The organism is Plantibacter elymi (nom. nud.) (assembly GCF_900177795.1).
Lineage (GTDB): Bacteria > Actinomycetota > Actinomycetes > Actinomycetales > Microbacteriaceae > Plantibacter > Plantibacter elymi.
The window spans coordinates 632,701-650,827 of record NZ_FXWJ01000003.1 but is presented as its reverse complement, the minus strand read 5'-3'; the positions used below and the strand labels follow the sequence as shown (position 1 = coordinate 650,827).

Sequence of the window (18,127 nt, the reverse complement as noted above, 5' to 3'; positions counted from 1 at the left end):
CGGTTGTTCATCCACAATCGACATCCTCGAGGTACTCGCTTGACACAAGGATCAGGACATCGATATTGTCTCGCCTAAGTAAACTGTGAGCGCTAACAACTCTCCAAAAGGGCCCGAGCATTCTCGCTGACGAGATGAACAGGAGCCATCAAGGCCAGACCGGCCACGGGTCTTGTTAGCCCTCACAAGCCCTGCCCTGGTGCTGATCACGATTCGCAGCTCATCCATCTGCTCAAAGCTCGTGGTCGGTGGGGTTGCTCGCAGCGGAACCACTGCTGGTCCCGCACCGCGACCGCTCCATCCCACCGCGAAGCACTCGAGCAGCAACCCACGACGAAGTGAGTGTCATGACGAGATCCCGACGAGCCGGTATCACCGCGGACTCGGCTGCAGATCTGCTCGACCGTGTCTCGTGGTCGAACCACTCCTTCCTCCTCACTCCCGGTCGTGCGCGAACTCCGGGCGGCGGCATGAAACCCACTGACGCCGACGGCGACCTCAGCCAGACCGGATCCGGCATGTGGGATTCCGGCCGGGGGACTGCTGCTCGCCCATATCGACATTGATTGATCATCGCGTCGCCGCACCCACGCACGCACCTAGCACTAAGACGCAACACGACAGAAGGAGAACGATGACGTTTTCGACAGCGAAGGTCGCCGGGATACTGGCGACGATGGGAGTGGTGGCCTCGGCGTTGCTCGTCACTGCACCGGCGAACGCCGTATCCGCTGACGGGCTGATCGGGGAGTACCTCTTCACGCAGAACACGGGCAACGCCGTGGCGAATACTGCGACCGGCCCGGGTGCCGTCGCCGGCGGCAAGGTGGTGAACGGCACCGACGCTCAGTGGACAGGGAGCTCGCTCGTCTTCACCGGCGGAGCGAAGGACAGCGCCGCCAACTGGGTGGAGCTTCCCGACAACATCCTCGCGGGAAAGACCTCGGCCACGATCACGACCGAGGCCAAGATCGATCCTTCGATGAAGACTGCCAACCACTTCCTGTGGAACATCGGCGGCGACACGAATGCCGCCTACTGGTTCACCACTGCACGAGACACCGCGCGCACCGCTATCACCACCACCTCCGGAGGTGGTGAGGTGAACGCACGAGCCGCCGACGCGCTCGACGCCGACCGCTGGTACAGCCTGACCTCAGTGATCGACGGCGCATCCGGAACCATCACGTACTACGTCGACGGCACGCGGGTCGGGCAGGCCGACACCGAGCTGACCCCCGCATCCATAACCGACCAGTCGCTCAACACCATTGGCCGATCGCCGTGGCCCGACCCCTTCTTCAAGGGTGAGATCGCGGCGTTCCGTGTCTACGACCGCGCGCTGACCGTAGACGAGATCGACGCCGTCTCAGACGAGGACGCCCTCGTCCACTCCGAGAGCCTCGGTGAAGCTGCGCGGGCCCTCGTCGACGGCATCGCGCCCGTGACCCTCGATGACAGCTCGCTGGCGCTTCCCACAGTGGGGGGAGCGGTGAGCTGGACGACGAGCAGCCCCGGCATCACGATCGCCGCCGACGGTGTGACCGCGACGGCTGTGCAGCCGGCAGCGGGCGAACCCGCCATCACCGGTTTTCTCACTGCTACCGCGACGGTGCGCGGAATCACCGCGTCGAAGGAGATCGCCGTGGCAATCAGTCCGCTGGTCGCCCAGACCGACGACTACGGCTATCTGATGGTGCACTTCGTCGAGGACTCCGCCGGATACGCCGAGAAGATCTACCTCGATGTCTCGCGTGGGGACAATCCCGAGCAGTGGGACCCGCTCAACGGTGGCGTGCCGATCCTCGCGTCCGACCTCGGAACGACGGGTATCCGCGATCCGTACCTGACCTACAACCCCGAGACCCAGACCTACTACATCATCGCCACCGACTTGCGGGTCTTTGGCGGAGACAGCGGCTCGGGCTCCTGCACCACCTGGTGCTATTGGACCAAGAACGCGAGCACCAAGCTCAACATCTGGGAGTCGAAAGACCTCGTGACCTGGGGCGACCTGCGCCAGATCGACATGGCCGCCGATGCCGAGGGCAAGACGGTAGCCCAGCTCGGAATGGCGTGGGCTCCCGAGGCCACCTGGGTCGACGACTACTACCCCGACGGTCGCGGCGCCTTCGTCGTCTATTGGGCATCGAACGTCTTCCCCGCCGAAGATACGGCGCACGACTCGCCGTCCTACAACCGGGTGCTGTGGGGAGCGACCACCGATTTCACACAGGGCAGCTACTCCTACGGCGGAGATTTCGTGAACACCGGCGGTAACACGATCGACACCACGATCATCCAGAGCGATGCCACGACCTACCGCATTACGAAGGACAACTCCTTCGGAGACGGCATCTACATGGAGTCGACCGAGGCCACCCGCTGGTGGGAGCCCGAAACGACGTGGACGACCGTACAGACGACGATCGGTGCGGTCTGGGCTGGCGGCAATGCTGGTGGAGTCGAAGGCCCGGCGGTCTTCAAGAGCCACAGTGACGACACCTGGTATCTCTATGTCGATGTCATTCCCGCCACCGGCTACCGGCCGATGGTGACGAACGATCTGGACGACGGCTGGACGCAGTTGACCTCGGCCGGTTTCGAGATGGCCCCGAGTACGAAGCACGGCGGCATCATCTCGTTGACCAAGGCCCAGTACGACGAGGTCCGGTCGGCGGATGCGACGTCCGCGGTGTCGGCGGAGCTCGGCATCTCGTCCATGGTGCAAGGTGCGACGACGGAGGCGGTCGCTGCTTCGTTGCCTGCCACCGCCTCGGTCAATCTGGCGTACTCACGCGGTGTCGCCGAGCTGCCGGTGGATTGGGATCTCAGCGGAGTCGACACCTCCGTCGCCGGAGAGTACCCGGTCACCGGCACGGTGCGCTCGATCGGTGCGAACCTCAACGACTGGTTCGGCGCGGGCGGATCGACCACGTGGAACGCGGCTGACAAGCAGCTGTCGAGCTCGACAGTGATCGAGGTCACGGCGACCGTTCGAGTCTCTGCGGATCAGGCGGTAGTCCCACCGGTCGACCCGGGTACGGGTGTGCCCGAAACTGGGCAGCCCGGTACGGACGGGCCAGACGCGTCCATCCCGGCGTCGCCGGTCGCTGCCGATCGGCTCGCGGCCACGGGTTTTGCCACATCTGGAACAGCGGTACTCGCCGGCCTCCTGGTAGCAGCCGGTGCCGCAGCACTCATCCGTCGCCGCCGCTCCGCCTGACCATCCTCCATACCCTCAACCGAAGGTGAACACGTGATAACCAGAAATCTCAGGCGGGGCGCAGCAGCCGCGGTGTCGCTCGCCGTCATCGGTGCGGGCCTGTCCGCCGCCGGGGTCGCTTCGGCTGCCGCCCCGACCGACGGCCTCATCGGGGAGTACGTCTTCTCGCAGACGTCTGGACTGTCAGTGGTGAACTCCGCCACCGGAACCAGCGCCCTCGGTGACGCCACTGTCGTGAACGGCAGCGACGCCCGGTGGACGGGCGACTCCCTGGAGTTCTCGGGCGGCGCGAAGAACAGCGATGCCAACTGGGTTCGCCTGCCGAACGACATGCTTGCGGGCAAGACGTCGGCCACGATCAGCACTGAGGTCAAGATCGACGCCTCGATGAAATCGGCGTTCAACTTCCTATGGAGCGTCGGCAACGACTCGCCGTCCTCCTACTTCTTCGCCACAGTGCGGGATGTTCCGCGCACGGCCATCACCACAGCATCGAACGGCGGCGAGGTCAACGCTCGGGCGACGAACTCGCTCGAGGCCGACCGCTGGTACAATCTCAGCTCGGTGATCGACGGAACCGCGGGCACGATCTCCTTCTACGTCGACGGAGTAAGGACGGGCCAGGCGAACACCGCAGTCACGCCCGCCTCGATCACCGACCAGTCGCTCAACGCGATCGGTCGCTCGCCTTGGCCCGACGGCTTCTTCGCCGGCGAGGTCTCGGCATTCCGCGTATACGACCGCGCGCTCGCCGATGACGAGGTGGCAGCTGTCTCAGATCAGGATGCGACCATCCATTCGGGCGAGATGGCTGCACAGGCGCAGTCGATTCTCGACGGTCTCGGGCTCACCGATCAGACGGTCGACTCCGGCTACGTCGCGCTGCCGACGGCCGGGGGCGCGGTCACATGGACCACGTCGGACGAGGCCATCCTGACCGCCGACGGCCGTGTCAGCCAGCCCTCGGAGGAGGACGGCCCGGCGACGGTGACCGCCACGGCGACGAGCACCGTTCGCGGCGTCAGCGCATCCACCACTATCGCCCTCACCGTGCTGCCGACCAGCGACCAGGAGCGACTCGACGCCGCAGCGGAGGGCTATGTGCTACCGCCGGTCGTCATCTCGGGGACCGTGGTTCCTGCCCCCGCCGACGGTACGAGCGTCGTCCTCGAGAACGCGCAGGGCCTGACGGTCGCGGCCGACGGCACGATCACGGTGCCTGATGCAGCGGGCGCATCGGCGGTCACGGGGACGGTCGACGCGGTCATCTCCAGCGCCGAAACCCCCGCGGTCACGGTGACGAAGACGTTCACCGTGCGGGTGCTGCCGGCCGGTTCCTCGCAGGAGCTGCTGAGCTACCACCGCACCCCCACCAGCGCGAACACGGCGAACAACGCCGATGTCGCCCTGAGCATGCACCTCGCCCTCCCTTCCGCAGACGGCGGCGCTTGGGCGCCACTGAACGAGAACTACGGCATCTTCTTCCCGAAGACCTCCGTCACACCTCTGCCGAACGGGACGTCGAACGACCTCATCCGCAGTCTGGTGAACCCGCAGGTGTTCGCGCTCAAGGATGGTGGCTACGGGGTGATCTCCACGCGCACCGCCCGAGAGGGAGCCTCTGACGGCTCGCAGACCTCGAGCGTCCTCATCGCGACCTCGACCGATCTTCTGTCGTACACCGAGGTGGGTCTCCTCGACCTCGGCGAGACGAACGGTGTCAACGGGCCGCATGCTGTCTACGATTCTTCCGCCGACGTGTACCTCATAGCGTGGACCGATGATTCGGGGACGCCGAAGTACACGACGGTTGGAGACCTCGCCGATGCGGCCACCCGTGGGGACGTCGTGGTCGGCGTCATCAACGATCGAGACGTAGTTCCGGCCGCATCCGGAGTCGACGACTACGTTGCAGGGCGCACCGTACCCGTCGACGCGGCCACGATCACAGCCCTCGAAGAACGCTTCGGCCGCATTACGAACACCGGCTATGAGGCATTCGACGACGTCGACGTGTCGCTCGGTGCGGATGCGTCGGCGCTCGAATTGCCGACCGATGTCGAACTCGAGTACTCCGACGGATCGACCGGTTCGCTGCCCGTCGCCACCTGGGACACCAGCGCTGTCGACACCTCGAAGCCCGGCACCTACACCGTGACCGGAACCGTGAAGCAGACCGAGTACCCGCGCCCGTTCGCCGACGAGCGCGCCGACCCGTCGGTCTACAAGTACGACTTCAACGGCACCACGAAGTTCCTCATGATCGCCACGAACGACCTGTACGGGTCGAACATCGACCAGCAGGGTTCGGCGAGAATGCCCATTCGTATCGCTGACACGGTCTCGGGGTTGTCGGATGCGGAAGGAGCACAGGAGATCGACTTGCTGAAACGCGGCGACACCGACGCGCAGGGTGCGCTGATGACCGGCTGCTTCTGGGCCCCCGAGTATCACGAGATCAACGGTCGACTGTCGATTCTGTTCATGCCTTGCTACGGCGACAGCCCCGACATGTGGTCAGGCCGGGCGTCGATCATGCAGCTGAAGCAAGATGCGTCGGGTGCGGACCTCGACCCGGCCGTTCCCGCGAACTGGACGAAGCCATCCCATGTCCTGCGCGCAGACGGATCCGACCTCAACCAGGTCAACGGCATCTCGCTTGACATGACCTTCTTCCAAGACGAGACGGGCCAGGCATACTACGTGTGGCAGCACCTCGGCGCGCTCTTCATCGCCAAGGTCGACCCAGCCGATCCGACCCGTCTGACAACCGACCCGGTGCGCATCTTGGCTCCGGAGTACGCGTGGGACAACACGATCGCAGAGGGCCCGAACGTGACCACCCGCGACGGCAAACTTCAGCTCATCTACTCCGGCTCGACCGTCGGCGACACCTACACGACGGGCCTCGCAACGGCGGACGCGTCGGGTTCGACGGATCTGACGACCCCTGAGGCCTGGTCGAAGCTCAACTACCCGATTCAGAAGTCGAGCCTGTTCGACGGCGCCTGGCAGCTCGGCACCGGCCACGGCATGTGGTCGGAGGACGAGGACGGCAACATGATCTACGTCTTCCACGCCCGCACCGACAACAACAACCTGAACGGACGCGACATGTTCGTGCGCCGGGTGCACTGGTCGGCCGAGGGCCTGCCGGTGCTCGACATGGAACCCGAGGAAGAGCTTGCCTCGCCGACGGTGACGCTCGACGTGGTCGTCGCCGACGGCGAGGTCGTGTCGCCCACGAATCCGACCGATCCGACGAACCCCACGACTCCCACCGGGCCGACCGACGGCACGTCGGACGGTTCATCCGCCACGAATGGCTCTGTTTCGACGGGGCCGCTGGCGCTGACCGGTTCGGACGCGGTGTTCGCCGGTCTCTGCGCGCTCGGCCTCCTCCTCGCCGGCGGCATCGCTCTGGTTCTCAGACGTCGGAACGCCTCATCGATGTCGCTCACACAGTCCCCCCACGATCGGAGAGAAGCATGAAAGACACTGCACGTGATCAACGTCGTCTCAGGAGAGCTGGCAGGGGGCTGACCGGCCTGGCGCTCGTCAGCGCCATGGGCGTCGCTTCCGTCGCGGCGGGAGCATCTCCTGCGTTGGCCGCCGTCGTCCCACCGATCCTCGACTACACGTTCAACGATGCGTCGAGTGTTGCGACTGCCGCCCTGGTCCCTGATGCCAGCGGCAACGGCTTCGACGCCACGGTCGTGGGCAGCGGGGCAGAACTCACCGCGGGGCCGACCGGCCTGGCCGGTGACAAGGCGTTGAAGCTGCCCGGCGGCTCGAGCACATCCACGGCCGCCTACCTCTCGATCGCCCCGGGTCTGGTCAACGATGACGCCACCGACCTCACCATCTCAGCCTGGGTCAAGTGGGACGGAGCCAACCCTTGCACGTGGCCCTTCGCGCTTGGCTCTGCGGTCGAGCGACACGTATTCGCCACGACGCAATGCGGCAGCGGCGCTTACGGGGCTATCCGTGACGGGAGCGAGGTGCGCGCATCGGGCGCAGAGCCCGTGCCGGTCGGCGTCTGGACGCATCTGGCCGTCGTCGTCGACGGTGGTACGTCGGTCTCCACGTATGTCGACGGTGAACTCGTCGGCACGGCGCCGATCACCTACGCGGCCGCTGCCGCGCAGGGCACGACCACCTTCTCCGGCTATGTCGGAAAGTCGTTCTATGCGCCAGATGCCGTATGGGGTGGCGTCATCGATGACGTCGAAGTGCACGACAGTGCCCTCAGCGCAGCGGACCTGCAAGACAGCCAGGCTTCGGTCTACGAGGCGCTCGCACAGGCGGATGCCGCCGTCGATCTCGGCGATGTGAGTCAGGTCACCGCTTCGCTCACGCTACCGACGACCGGTGAATCCGGTTCTGTCCTCAGCTGGGTCTCATCAAACCCCACGGTCATCGCGGCGGACGGCTCTGTGACGCGGCCCGCCGCCGGTCAGCCGGATGCCACAGTGACGCTCACCCCCACCGCCACGCGTGGCGGGGCCACCGAGACGGGCGCGGGCATCACGGCTACAGTCATCGCGTATCCTGCCGGTCAGAATGCTGAATCCGAGCTCGCTGCGGCGGTCTCCGGAGCGCTCGCCACCTCGCCTCAGCTCGCCTCCGACGTGCTCGGAAGTCTCACGCTACCGGAGTCGGGAGCCGACCTGCCTGCCGTTTCGGCGCTGGCAGGAGCCTCGACGGCGGTCATCACCTGGGAGTCTTCCTCCGATGCGATCAGCACGGTCGACACAGGATCGGGAGAGAACGTCGTCAAGAAGGGTGCAGTAACCCGAGGTAGTACCGACACCGCAGTCACTCTCACGGCCACGGTGTCGGTACCCGGTGCCGAAAGCATCGCCGTGCCGTTCGACTTGACCGTTCCTGCGCTCGCGGGTCCGACCGCCGAAGACCTCGAGGCGTACATGTTTGTCTACTTCACGGGTGACTCGGTCGACGGTGAGAAGCTGCGTTTCGCCGTCTCCGAGGGCAACAATGCCCTGGACTGGGACGAGTTGAACGATGCCCAGCCCGTGCTCGAGTCGACGCTCGGCACCAAGGGGCTGCGTGACCCGTTCATCATGCGATCTCCGGAGGGCGATCGCTTCTTCCTGCTCGCCACAGACCTTTCAGTCGGCCGAAGCGGGTGGGGAGGGGCCGTGGGCAACGGAAGCCACTACCTCGAGATCTGGGAATCGACGGACCTGGTCAACTGGGGTGAACAACGTCACGTGGAGGTGAACCTGCCGAATGCAGGCATGACCTGGGCGCCTGAGGCGACCTACGATGCGACCATCGACGCGTACGTCGTCTACTGGACCTCTTCGCTGTACACCGATGAGACTCGCGTTGTCGGCGACGGAAACGGCCCTCAGATTCTGATGTCGATCACCCGGGATTTCAGGACTTTCACCGAGCCCACTCCGTGGTTCACGGCAGCCGACCTTCCCTCGCTCAGGCCCGAGAACGGACTCATCGACTCGACGGTGCTCGAGGAGGACGGAACGTTCTACCGGTTCACGAAGGCCACGCAGCTCGCAGGATGCCCCTCACCCGACATCATCGGGCAGAAATCCGAGTCGCTGCGGGCCACGACAGCGTCCGGAGCCTGGGAGCAGGTCGACGATTGCATCGGTCGCACAGCCGGAACCCCGGAGGTCGAGGGCCCCAGCGTCTTCAAGGCCAACCCTGGTGACGAGAGCGGATACAACTACTTCCTGTGGGTCGACAACTACGGCGGAGTCGGGTACATCCCGCTCGGAACCGACTCGCTGGAGGGCAACATTCAGTGGGACTACCCGGCGGACTTCTCACTCCCCGCGTCACCACGACACGGCTCGGTCCTCGCCATCACCCGCGAGGAGCGTGATGCTCTCGCTGCGAAGTGGGGACCGAACCTGCTCGTGACGAGTGTCGAACCGGTCGAGGTGCAGACGCCCGCCGGCGGGACAGCGGTGGCGCTGCCAGAGACGATTTCGGCGACCTTTGCCGACGGCAGCGCGCGTGAGCTCTCCGTGGACTGGGACTCGGTGACCGCGGCCGACCTCGCTGCACCAGGGATCCTCACGGTACGAGGGGATCTTTCGAACGGCGCGGCGACACGAGCGACCGCGACGGTCACCATCACCGCAGTACCCACGGAGCCCGGCGCGGTCACGCCTGCCCCCAGCCCGTCGACACCCGGCACACCGGGAACCGCCGTCGTGGGGAAGCCGGACACGTCGTCACCGGATTCGATGGCATCGGACCCTGCTCGCTTGGCGCGAACGGGCCTGGAGACACTTCTGCCTTCCGTACTCGGCACGCTCCTGATCGCCGCCGGTGTGCTGGCGATGATCGCTCGGAAACGTCGAGGTTTGATGACGCGCTGACCGTAGGACTCGTTTCGCTCGCGGGAGGCGTGGAGTCCGCGATACGGACCAGGGGGAACCGGTATGACGGTTTCCCCTCGTCGTATCTGCCATCTGATGTGTACTCACCGAGACGGGGCTTGCTCCCCGGCGACGCAGCAGGTGACAGAAAGCAAGGGGCAGTGTCGGAGCTTCGGAGGCCCCGGACGGTCAGGGTTTGAGAGCCCGGCGTGCGCGGTGGCCGCGGCCGGCGTGCGGGTATCAGCCGTCGCCGGCCCGGCGAGGCTGAACGCCCCTGGCGTTCCATACAGATCGGCCGGCACCGTCGGCTAGTTGTAAGTTCCCAGGGACGTCGCGAACACGTCTCAGTGGAATCGGGCGAATCGTTCCTCAATGGTGCGGAGCATGTCACGCCTCTGGCGGTCTGAGCGATCAGAGACGCCACTGTGGTTGATCCATGTCAGATTGCGAACGCCGATCTTGCGGAACGTGCCACGGAAGGCGATTTTCGTCAGGGGGTTACCGAACCACCATCGATAGATGGGTGCCGGCGTGCTCATGACGGTGATCAGGGTGACTCCGGCGAGCCGGGGCAGATTGTTGACGAACGGTTGCCCGGGCTTCGGCTCGTCGTAGACGATTCCTTTGGTAAGTACCCGATCGAAGAACCCTTTCGTCAGAGCTGGCATCGCTTCCCACCAGATTGGGAAAGCAAAGATGATGTGGTCGGCGGCGAGCACGCGCTGCTGGTAGTCCAGCACTTGGGGGTCGATGGCGCGCTTCGTTCGCCAGGCGGACAGGTCCTGAGCGCTCATGACCGGGTTGAACCCGTCCTCGTGCAGGTCGATGGCATCGACCTCGTGCCCCGCGGTGCGGAGTCCGCGTTCCGTGGCCGCAGTTAGCGCAGCAGTGAAACTGCGTCGATGCGGCACGTTCTCGGACGCACGGCGGGTGTATGGGTGGTCGAACACGATCAGTACGCGCATGGTTACTCCTTGATGGTTTGGTACTCAACTAATACCCAAATCAATAGTTGAGTGTCAAATAGTTGCGCGATAAACTTTTGTGATGATGACTGATGCGTCGCTGCCGGAGCAGCTGTGGTTCGAAGTCCGCAAAGCCGCCACCTTGATGGAACGGCGCGCGGAGTCCGTTGTGATGGCGAAGACGGGGGTGACGCTGGGGCTCTTCATGGTGTTGAGCGTCCTGCACGCGCGTGATACGCCGGTCAGTCAACAAGCCATCGCCGACCGGCTCGGGCTGACCAAGGGAACAGTCAGTCGGCTGCTGGAGTCCGCGCGAAGGGAGGGGTATGTGACCTCCGAGGTCGCTGCAGCATCACGCAGAGAGCGCGCAGTCGCGCTCGCCGCATCAGGGCGAGAAGTCGTCGAGGCAGGCGATGCCGCCCTAGCGCTGTCGGATCTTGCCGACTTCGCAGCGAAGGACCCGGCGACGGCACTCGCGGTGATCGGCGGACTGCGGGGCTTCATTGCAAGCATGGAAGTGAATCCATGATGCACCCGAACGCTCCGCTCACCCCTGAGGGGAGGCGGAGACTGGCTGCGCTCATTGTTGACAGTGCGTGGCCGGTGCGCCGCGCGGCCGAGCGGTTTCAATGCTCACCATCGACTGCGTCGAAATGGGACCGGCAGTTCAGAGGCGAAAGCGCCAAGACGACGTCGCCTTGGCGTCGCAGAGTGTCGACTCGACTCCCGAGATCGTCGATTCGATCACTACGTCGTAGTACTTCCAGCGCATGCGTGAGGCAGTGTCACCGCCTTCGGCGAACGGACGTATGAAGTCCTCTCCCATCGAGCGAACCTCAGCCGAGGCGGTGGGCATCTTCTGGAACTCGGCCATCATCGTGGCGTGATCGCGGGGGCCGTCACGTTCGTGCTGCAGCCGGTCGTCATTCATGGAGATGGTGAGCATCGCGTTGTTGAGCAGCACTGCGTAGGCGACATTCGACTGGGCTCCGAACTGAGCGCGGTGAAGGATGGCCATGCCTGCTTCCAGGATGGGGAGCACTGCCGGAATGGTGGGGCCGTGCATCAGCATCCACTTCGCCGTGCCTGGGTAGTCGGCTGCACAGCGGCCAGCGGAGTGCAGCAGCGTGCGGAACCAATGCTGCCAGGGAAGCTCGCTGCTCGGCATCGTGATCTGTCCGAGCATCCGCTCGACGACTCCGCGCGACAGCAGGTCTTTCCCGCCAACATGGTGGTAGATCACGGAGGGAGCCACGCCGAGGCGGCTTGCGAGATCGCGCAGAGACCAGGTCATCAAGTGTGAAGTACGGGTCAGCTCGGCAGCAGCATCGACGACGCGGTCCGGCGTGAGGCCGAGGTGGAACGGTGCTGGATCGGATGTGTTCACCGTGGGTCCTTCTGGTGGGATGCGCACGAGCTGTCGCGCGTTGGAATCGTGGGGTCGTTGCTGACAACTTCGCATACAGATTAGAACACCGTTCGGTAATTATGTGATAATCCTTCTCAATAACGTTTGGAGGTAGCGATGATTGGACAGCGCATGCGGGTGTCGCCCGAAGGAGCGCAGGAGTCGTTCTTCGCGCCGGTTCGCCATCGACTGGCCGGGATCGTCGCGTTGAGTGCGATCGGGGCGATCAGCGGAGTGATCCCGTTCATCGCGATCGTCGAACTCGCCCGCACCTTGTTGCCCGCGTCCTCGAGCGGAGCAGTCGATGCCGGCCGGGTGTGGTTGATCGCAGTCGTGGCGTGTGTGGCCCTGGTGGTGAGTTTCGGAGCGGCATTCCTCTCTGGACTGGTGAGCCACTTCGCGGACGCTGAGCTCCAGTTGTCACTCCGCAAGCGAATCGTGCGGCATCTGCAGCGGCTGCCGCTGGGGTGGTTCGATCAGCGCTCTTCGGGAACGGTGCGGAAGCTGGTGGAGAACGACGTTGTGGCCCTGCACCAGCTTGTGGCCCACACTGTTCACGATGTGGTTACGGCCGTCACCGTCGCAGCGATCAGCGTCGCCTATCTGTTCGTCGTGCAATGGCAGTTGGCTGTCGCTGCTCTCGTCCCGTTGATCCTCACGGCAATCCTCTACCCCCTCATGATGCGCGGGGGTGCCCAAAAGTACCTGCAGTACGACGAGTCCACGGCCCGGTTGTCTGGCGCCACCGTCGAATTCGTGCACGGGATTGCCGTGGTGAAGCGGTTCGGTCAAGTCGGGCGCAGCCACCGACGCTATCGGGAAGAGACGCAGAAATATGTGCGATTCGTCGGGGAGTGGGTTCGTGCCACTGCGGTCTTGTTCACCGTCATCGAACTACTCACGTCCCCTGTCGTGGTTCTCCTTTGGATACTGGCATGCGGACTCTCGCTGGTAGATGGAGGAGTGGCGAAGCCGATCGACATTTTGCCCGGACTTCTGCTGAGCCTCGGTCTGACAAGTCCACTGATGAAGCTCGGGACGTCCGCGCAGTTCTTGAGGACTGCAACGAAAGCCCAACAGTCGCTGGGCGAGTTCTTCAGGCTCCCGCCAGTCCCGCGTCCCGAGCAGCGACTCGTGCCGCGCGGGAACGACGTCGATTTCGACCACGTCTCGTTCAGTTATGACGGTGAGCATCCAGTCCTTCACCAGGTCGCGGCAACGTGCGCGCCGGGAACGGTGACGGCGTTGGTCGGGGCATCGGGTTCCGGGAAGTCGACGCTAGCGAAGCTGGTGCCACGTTTCTACGACGCACAGCGCGGTCGAGTCACCGTCGGGGGAGCCGATGTACGGCACGTCGCGGCGGCTGACCTGTACGAGTCCGTGGGCTTCGTCTTGCAGGACGTGCAACTGCTGCGCGCGAGCCTGCGCGACAACATCCGCCTCGCTGACCCCCAGGCCTCGGACGAGGCGGTCGTAGCCGCCGCACGCGCCGCGCAGATCCATGACCGGATCATGCAGTTCGACCACGGCTACGACACTGTCGTGGGGGAGGAGGCACACCTTTCCGGCGGAGAGGTGCAACGGGTCACGATCGCGCGCAGCCTGTTGGCAAACACTGCCGTGCTCGTGCTGGACGAGGCAACGGCCTTCGCGGATCCCGACTCCGAAGCGGCGATTCAGCGAGCCCTCTCAGCCCTTACCGCGAATCGGACCGTCCTGGTGATCGCGCATCGACTCCACACGATCATCGGCGCCGATCACATCCTCGTGCTTGACGACGGCCGCATCGTGGAGCAAGGCACGCACGCAGACCTCATCGCCGCCGGAGGCCGATACGCCCGGATGTGGACGGACTATCAGGCAAACCACACCCGGTCTCTCCCCGAACCTCGGCAAGCTCCTTCGGAAGGACGACTCTGATGATCCGACAACTGCTTCGCTACTCGTCGCCGACGGCGCAACGCCTCCTTCGCGCGGAACTGATGTTCATCGTCGCGACCGCGGTGCTGCAAGGCATCGCCTTCCTGCTCCTCGTCCCGCTACTCAGAGCTCTCCTGGTCGGCGACATGGAGGCCTCGGCCCGGTGGCTGATCGCCGTCGTCGGAGTCTGCATCGGCTATGTGATCACGACCTGGTTCTCGAGCCAGATCGGCATGAAGGCCAGCACCGAGTTGCTTGATTCCCTGCTGACACGATTGGGCGACCGTCTCGTCGAACTTCCCGTCGCATGGTTCAGCACTGACCGATCGGGGCTCCTCGCCGGGCTCGCGACCCAGGGGGCCATGTTCGTTTCGAACACGCCTTACGCGATTCTGCGTCAGATCCTTACCGGGTTCATCACTCCGGGCACGGTGCTGATCGGGATGTACTTCTTCGACTGGCGCCTCGCCTTGGCGATGACCGTCATGGTGCCCGTCTTGATCTTCGGCTATCGAAGGCTGCAGACGGCGATCGGTCGAAGCGACGCCATCCACTCCGACGCCGTCGATGATGCCTCCGGTCGCGTGATCGAGTTCGCGCGTGCGCAGCCGGCGCTCAGAAGCGCGGGTGACGCCACGATCGCCGATCGGCTCGTGGACGAAGCCCTGCAGAACCAGCACCGCGCCTACCGCGGATTGCTCATCTCCGGAGGTGCCGGTATGGCCACTTTCGCTGGTCTCGTGCAGCTCTCGCTGACCCTGCTGCTGGTCGTCGGCGCCTATCTCGCTGTCGGTGGTTCCGTCGATGTGCCCACACTGATCGCCGTGCTCGTGCTGGGGGTGCGGTTCAACGAACCGATCGTGTCCGCTGGTGACCTCGGCGGCGGAGTTGCCGTCGCCCGAACGACCCTCGACCAGTTCGACCGCCTCGCCGCGGTCTCTGCGCTGTCCGAACCTGAGTCGCCTCGTGTCCCTGATGGCTGGGACGTCGCCTTCGACGGCGTCACGTTCGGCTATGGGGACGTCCCGGTCTTGCGGAACCTCTCGTTCACCGCCCCGTCCGGCGGCATGACGGCCATCGTCGGACCATCAGGTTCGGGAAAGACGACGATCACGAGACTCATCGCGCGTTTCTATGATCCCGTGCATGGCGCGGTGTCGATTGGCGGGGTTCCGATTCCGGAGCTGGGCACGGCTATCGTCGAGGCCGCAGTCGCCCCGGTCTTCCAGGACGTCTACCTGTTCGACGACACCATTCTCAACAACATCTGGATCGGCAACCCCGACCTCGCCCGTGAGGATGTCATCGCCGCCGCGACGCGCGCACGGGTCGACGAGATCGCCGCGAGGCTCCCCGGGGGCTGGGACGCGCCGGTCGGCGAAGGAGGGTCGAATCTCTCAGGAGGCGAGCGGCAACGGGTCTCCATCGCTCGTGCGCTCCTCAAGGATGCTCCGATCGTCCTGCTCGACGAGGCCACCGCGGCTCTCGATATCGGCAACGAGATCGCGATCGGTGCCGCCATCGATGCGATTCGGTCCGAGCGGACACTGATCATCGTCGCTCACCGTCTTCAGACGATCATGACCGCCGACCAGATCATCATGCTCGACGGTGAGGGCGGCATCCGCGAGAGCGGAACCCACGAACAGCTCCTCGCCGCTGATGGGCCGTACGCGCGGTATTGGAAGGAACGCGTCGAGGCTGCCAGCTGGCAACTCGCGCCACCGCGATGACCTCGGTGCCCCTGTACCCTCGCGCGTCACGTCGAGAGTGTCGGCAATGGCGGACTGCGGAAGGTGGGCAGCGTCATCGCGATGATCGCCGTGAGTAACGCGACGGCCGCGGCGATGAGCAACGCTGTGCTGACATCGATCGTGTCGGCGAGGAGACCTGCTGCGCCGGCGCCGAGTGGCTGGCCACCCCATGCGATCATCCGAGCGGTGGTGTTGACGCGACCCTGAAGGCCGGCGGGCGTGAGCGTCTGGCGGACGATGATGCCGTTGAGGGAGACCGTCGTGGTGCCGATCTGCCAGGCGACGAGCGTGGCGCACCCGAGGGCGAAGGATCCAGCGACGCTCCATCCCGCGATGCCGAGTGCCGAGAGGACGAGCCCGGCCGCGGTAATGACGCCCGTCCGGATGCGCCGTTGGAGTCGACCGATGAGCCAGGACGAGGCGAGGGCGCCGACCGCACTGGCGCCGAACAGGACACCGATGGCTGGTGAGTCCGTGTCCAAGCCGAGCGTTCTGACGGCGGCGACGATGAGGAGGCCGGACACCGCGCCGCCCGCGAGGCTGTTGCCGATGCCGAGGAGAGTGAGGTCGCGGATGATGGGAACTGAACGGATGTAGCGGAGTCCTTCCAGGATGCCGTCCCTGAGCCGTCCCCGCGCAGCGCCGTCGGACTCGGGACGCCCGTCGAGCACGGCGATACGGGAGAGGAGCAGTGCGCCGACGAGATACGACGCGGCGTCGATCAGGAGGACGGCCGGCCCGCCCGTGGTCGCCGCGATCAGTCCTCCGAGTGGCGGTCCGGCGATCCCGATGAGTGTGCTGACAGTCATCATGCGGGCGGTCGCCGCGGCGATTCCGGTTCGCCCCACGATCGCCGGGATGGCGCCGAAACTCGCGGCGTCGAAGAAGACGAACGCGATCGAGGTCGTCAGGCCGACGAGGACGAGGTGTGCCGGAGTAACGGCGTCGAATATGGCCGCCATCGGGACGCTTGCTGTGGCTAGAGCGCTGATGACGCTCGACCCGGTCAGCGTGGAGCGGGGGCTCCAGCGGTCGACGAGCGCACCGACGGGAAGGCCGAGCACGAGGTAGGGAACCGCTTCGACGGCGGCCAGGAGTCCCGCGAGGGCGGCACTGCCGGTGAGCTGGAAGAGCATGAGGGGCAGTGCGACAGCCGTGAGGGCATTACCGGTCCAGGAGATGCCGCGGGACCAGAGGTAGACGCGGAGCATCAGTGCGGAAGCGGGGTCGGGCGGCGGACCGCATGGATCGGACGCCGTCCGCCGAGGAACGGCCATGCGTGGGGTGCGTTCGAGATACGCCCGGGCACGAGCATCCTGACGACGTGGAGCCCGTGCGGTCGGACATCGTCGGTCGTGAGATCGACGGTGATGACCCGCTCGCCCTGTCCGGAGAAGTGGGCGAGGAGGTGTTCGAGGTCCGGACCAGGGCGGACATCGCCCAGGCGGATTGTTCCGATGAGGCTGCGGTCGAGCTCGTCCGTGAAGCGCCCTTGGATCGTCGGGTCGAGGTGCAGCTGGAGGTGACAGCCGTAATCGAGGACGTCCGAGAGGTCCTCGGCGTACGAATGGGAGTAGCGACGGTCGGGGCGGTGTGGTGCCAGCGGGCTTCGCGGGTCCGTTGCGACCTCGGCGTACGGTCCCGCGGCTTCGTCGAGGTCCGCGACGAAGAGTTGCAGCTGCAGGGCCTCGCCGAGCGCCTTCAGCGCACTCGCCTCGGGGTCCGAACCCGTGCCGACGCCGAGCGTCAGGTACTCGGTGCTGCGGTCGTGCAGGAGGGCGCCGATGACGGGCACCCCGGTGTCCGTCGGGAAGAGCAGCCAGCGCGGCTGGAGGAGCCCACGCGGTCCTGCAGCGAAGGTGTCGAGCCATCTGGGCACCCGCAGTTCCAGCATGCCGCTCCCGCCGACCCAGGCGCGGGTCATCGCATCGCGTTCGACGATCTCACGGAGACCGCCGAAGCGCGCAGCGTCGAGCGAGCGCTCGGTGGCGAGGCCGGCCTGCATGACCGGGTGGAGCAGCGGTCTCGCCTGGAGGCTGTAGGAGACCCATACCGACGCCGCAGGGACGAGCACCTCGCTGCCGTTCGCGTCGTGGCCGATCGTCCAGTCGGTCACCGTGTCCGACGTGAAGTGGGACCTGGCCGGGAGTGCCAAGTCCTCGGGGTCGACGTGATCGACCCCGTCCAGGTCGCGGGCGCTGGAGCGCACGAGTGGTCCGGTGACGAGGTTGCCACAGTACCGTTCGACCGCCTCCCCGATCGCGGCCCCGAACATCGCCGCACCGTCGCCGAACGCGTACCCGGCACCGCTCGAATCTGAGCGCCATTGGGCGAACGCGGCGGTGTCGGAGAGGACGGCGTGCAGGAGCCCGAACGGTTCTGGGAAGTGAGCGGGGACACTTCGTGGTTCCACGGCGCGGATCACTCCGGTGCGCGCGTTGACGAGAGGTGCGAGGGCGGGAGGCAGGTCGAAGGACATC

At 65.5% G+C, this 18,127-nt stretch carries 10 protein-coding genes and 1 pseudogene; 7 read left to right on the top strand and 4 right to left on the bottom strand.

Going from position 1 to position 18,127, the window contains the following annotated elements:
• The first annotated feature begins 634 nt into the window (after positions 1 to 634).
• The 3 genes from CCK91_RS12400 to CCK91_RS12390 are packed head-to-tail and all read left to right on the top strand — an operon-like array spanning position 635 to position 9,600.
• Positions 635 to 3,226 carry a LamG-like jellyroll fold domain-containing protein gene (locus tag CCK91_RS12400; protein ID WP_086474266.1) on the top strand — a complete coding sequence of 864 codons (2,592 nt, stop codon included), beginning with the start codon at positions 635 to 637 and terminating at the stop codon, positions 3,224 to 3,226.
• 33 nt (positions 3,227 to 3,259) lie between these two features.
• A complete protein-coding gene (locus CCK91_RS12395; RefSeq protein ID WP_133059986.1) occupies positions 3,260 to 6,718 on the top strand; it encodes a family 43 glycosylhydrolase in 3,459 nt (1,152 codons plus the stop codon).
• The gene (locus CCK91_RS12390) at positions 6,715 to 9,600 is read left to right on the top strand and encodes an immunoglobulin-like domain-containing protein (RefSeq protein WP_086474264.1); all 2,886 of its coding nucleotides are present in this window, start codon (positions 6,715 to 6,717) and stop codon (positions 9,598 to 9,600) included. The genes CCK91_RS12395 and CCK91_RS12390 overlap by 4 nt, the downstream gene beginning before the upstream one ends.
• Positions 9,601 to 9,944: 344 nt before the next feature.
• Here CCK91_RS12390 and CCK91_RS12385 read toward each other — a convergent pair whose 3' ends face one another.
• Positions 9,945 to 10,565 (bottom strand): NAD(P)H-dependent oxidoreductase, encoded by a 621-nt coding sequence (locus CCK91_RS12385; RefSeq protein ID WP_086474263.1) that lies wholly within the window; start codon positions 10,563 to 10,565, stop codon positions 9,945 to 9,947.
• 82 nt (positions 10,566 to 10,647) lie between these two features.
• Here CCK91_RS12385 and CCK91_RS12380 point away from each other — a divergent pair, with 82 nt between their 5' ends.
• On the top strand, positions 10,648 to 11,094 hold the full coding sequence (locus CCK91_RS12380) for a MarR family winged helix-turn-helix transcriptional regulator (RefSeq protein WP_086474262.1): 447 nt from the start codon (positions 10,648 to 10,650) through the stop codon (positions 11,092 to 11,094).
• A pseudogene (locus tag CCK91_RS19355) lies at positions 11,091 to 11,237 on the top strand (helix-turn-helix domain-containing protein); the annotation flags it as partial. The gene CCK91_RS12380 and the pseudogene CCK91_RS19355, both read left to right, overlap by 4 nt.
• Here the strand turns inward: CCK91_RS19355 and CCK91_RS12375 are convergent.
• Positions 11,233 to 11,952 carry a TetR/AcrR family transcriptional regulator gene (locus CCK91_RS12375; RefSeq protein WP_086474261.1) on the bottom strand — a complete coding sequence of 240 codons (720 nt, stop codon included), beginning with the start codon at positions 11,950 to 11,952 and terminating at the stop codon, positions 11,233 to 11,235. The pseudogene CCK91_RS19355 and the gene CCK91_RS12375 overlap by 5 nt on opposite strands.
• Positions 11,953 to 12,090: 138 nt before the next feature.
• Between CCK91_RS12375 and CCK91_RS12370 the strand changes: the two genes are divergently transcribed.
• On the top strand, positions 12,091 to 13,893 hold the full coding sequence (locus tag CCK91_RS12370) for an ABC transporter ATP-binding protein (RefSeq protein ID WP_086474260.1): 1,803 nt from the start codon (positions 12,091 to 12,093) through the stop codon (positions 13,891 to 13,893).
• Entirely contained in the window at positions 13,893 to 15,626 is a 1,734-nt protein-coding gene (locus tag CCK91_RS12365; RefSeq protein ID WP_086474259.1) for an ABC transporter ATP-binding protein, read from the top strand. Before CCK91_RS12370 ends, CCK91_RS12365 begins: the two co-directional genes overlap by 1 nt.
• Positions 15,627 to 15,652: 26 nt before the next feature.
• On the opposite strand, the gene CCK91_RS12360 is transcribed toward CCK91_RS12365, so the two are convergent.
• On the bottom strand, positions 15,653 to 16,858 hold the full coding sequence (locus tag CCK91_RS12360; protein WP_165767045.1) for an MFS transporter: 1,206 nt from the start codon (positions 16,856 to 16,858) through the stop codon (positions 15,653 to 15,655).
• A complete protein-coding gene (locus CCK91_RS12355; RefSeq protein WP_165767044.1) occupies positions 16,858 to 18,126 on the bottom strand; it encodes a YcaO-like family protein in 1,269 nt (422 codons plus the stop codon). The genes CCK91_RS12360 and CCK91_RS12355 overlap by 1 nt, the downstream gene beginning before the upstream one ends.
• Between the last annotated feature and the right edge of the window lies 1 nt (position 18,127).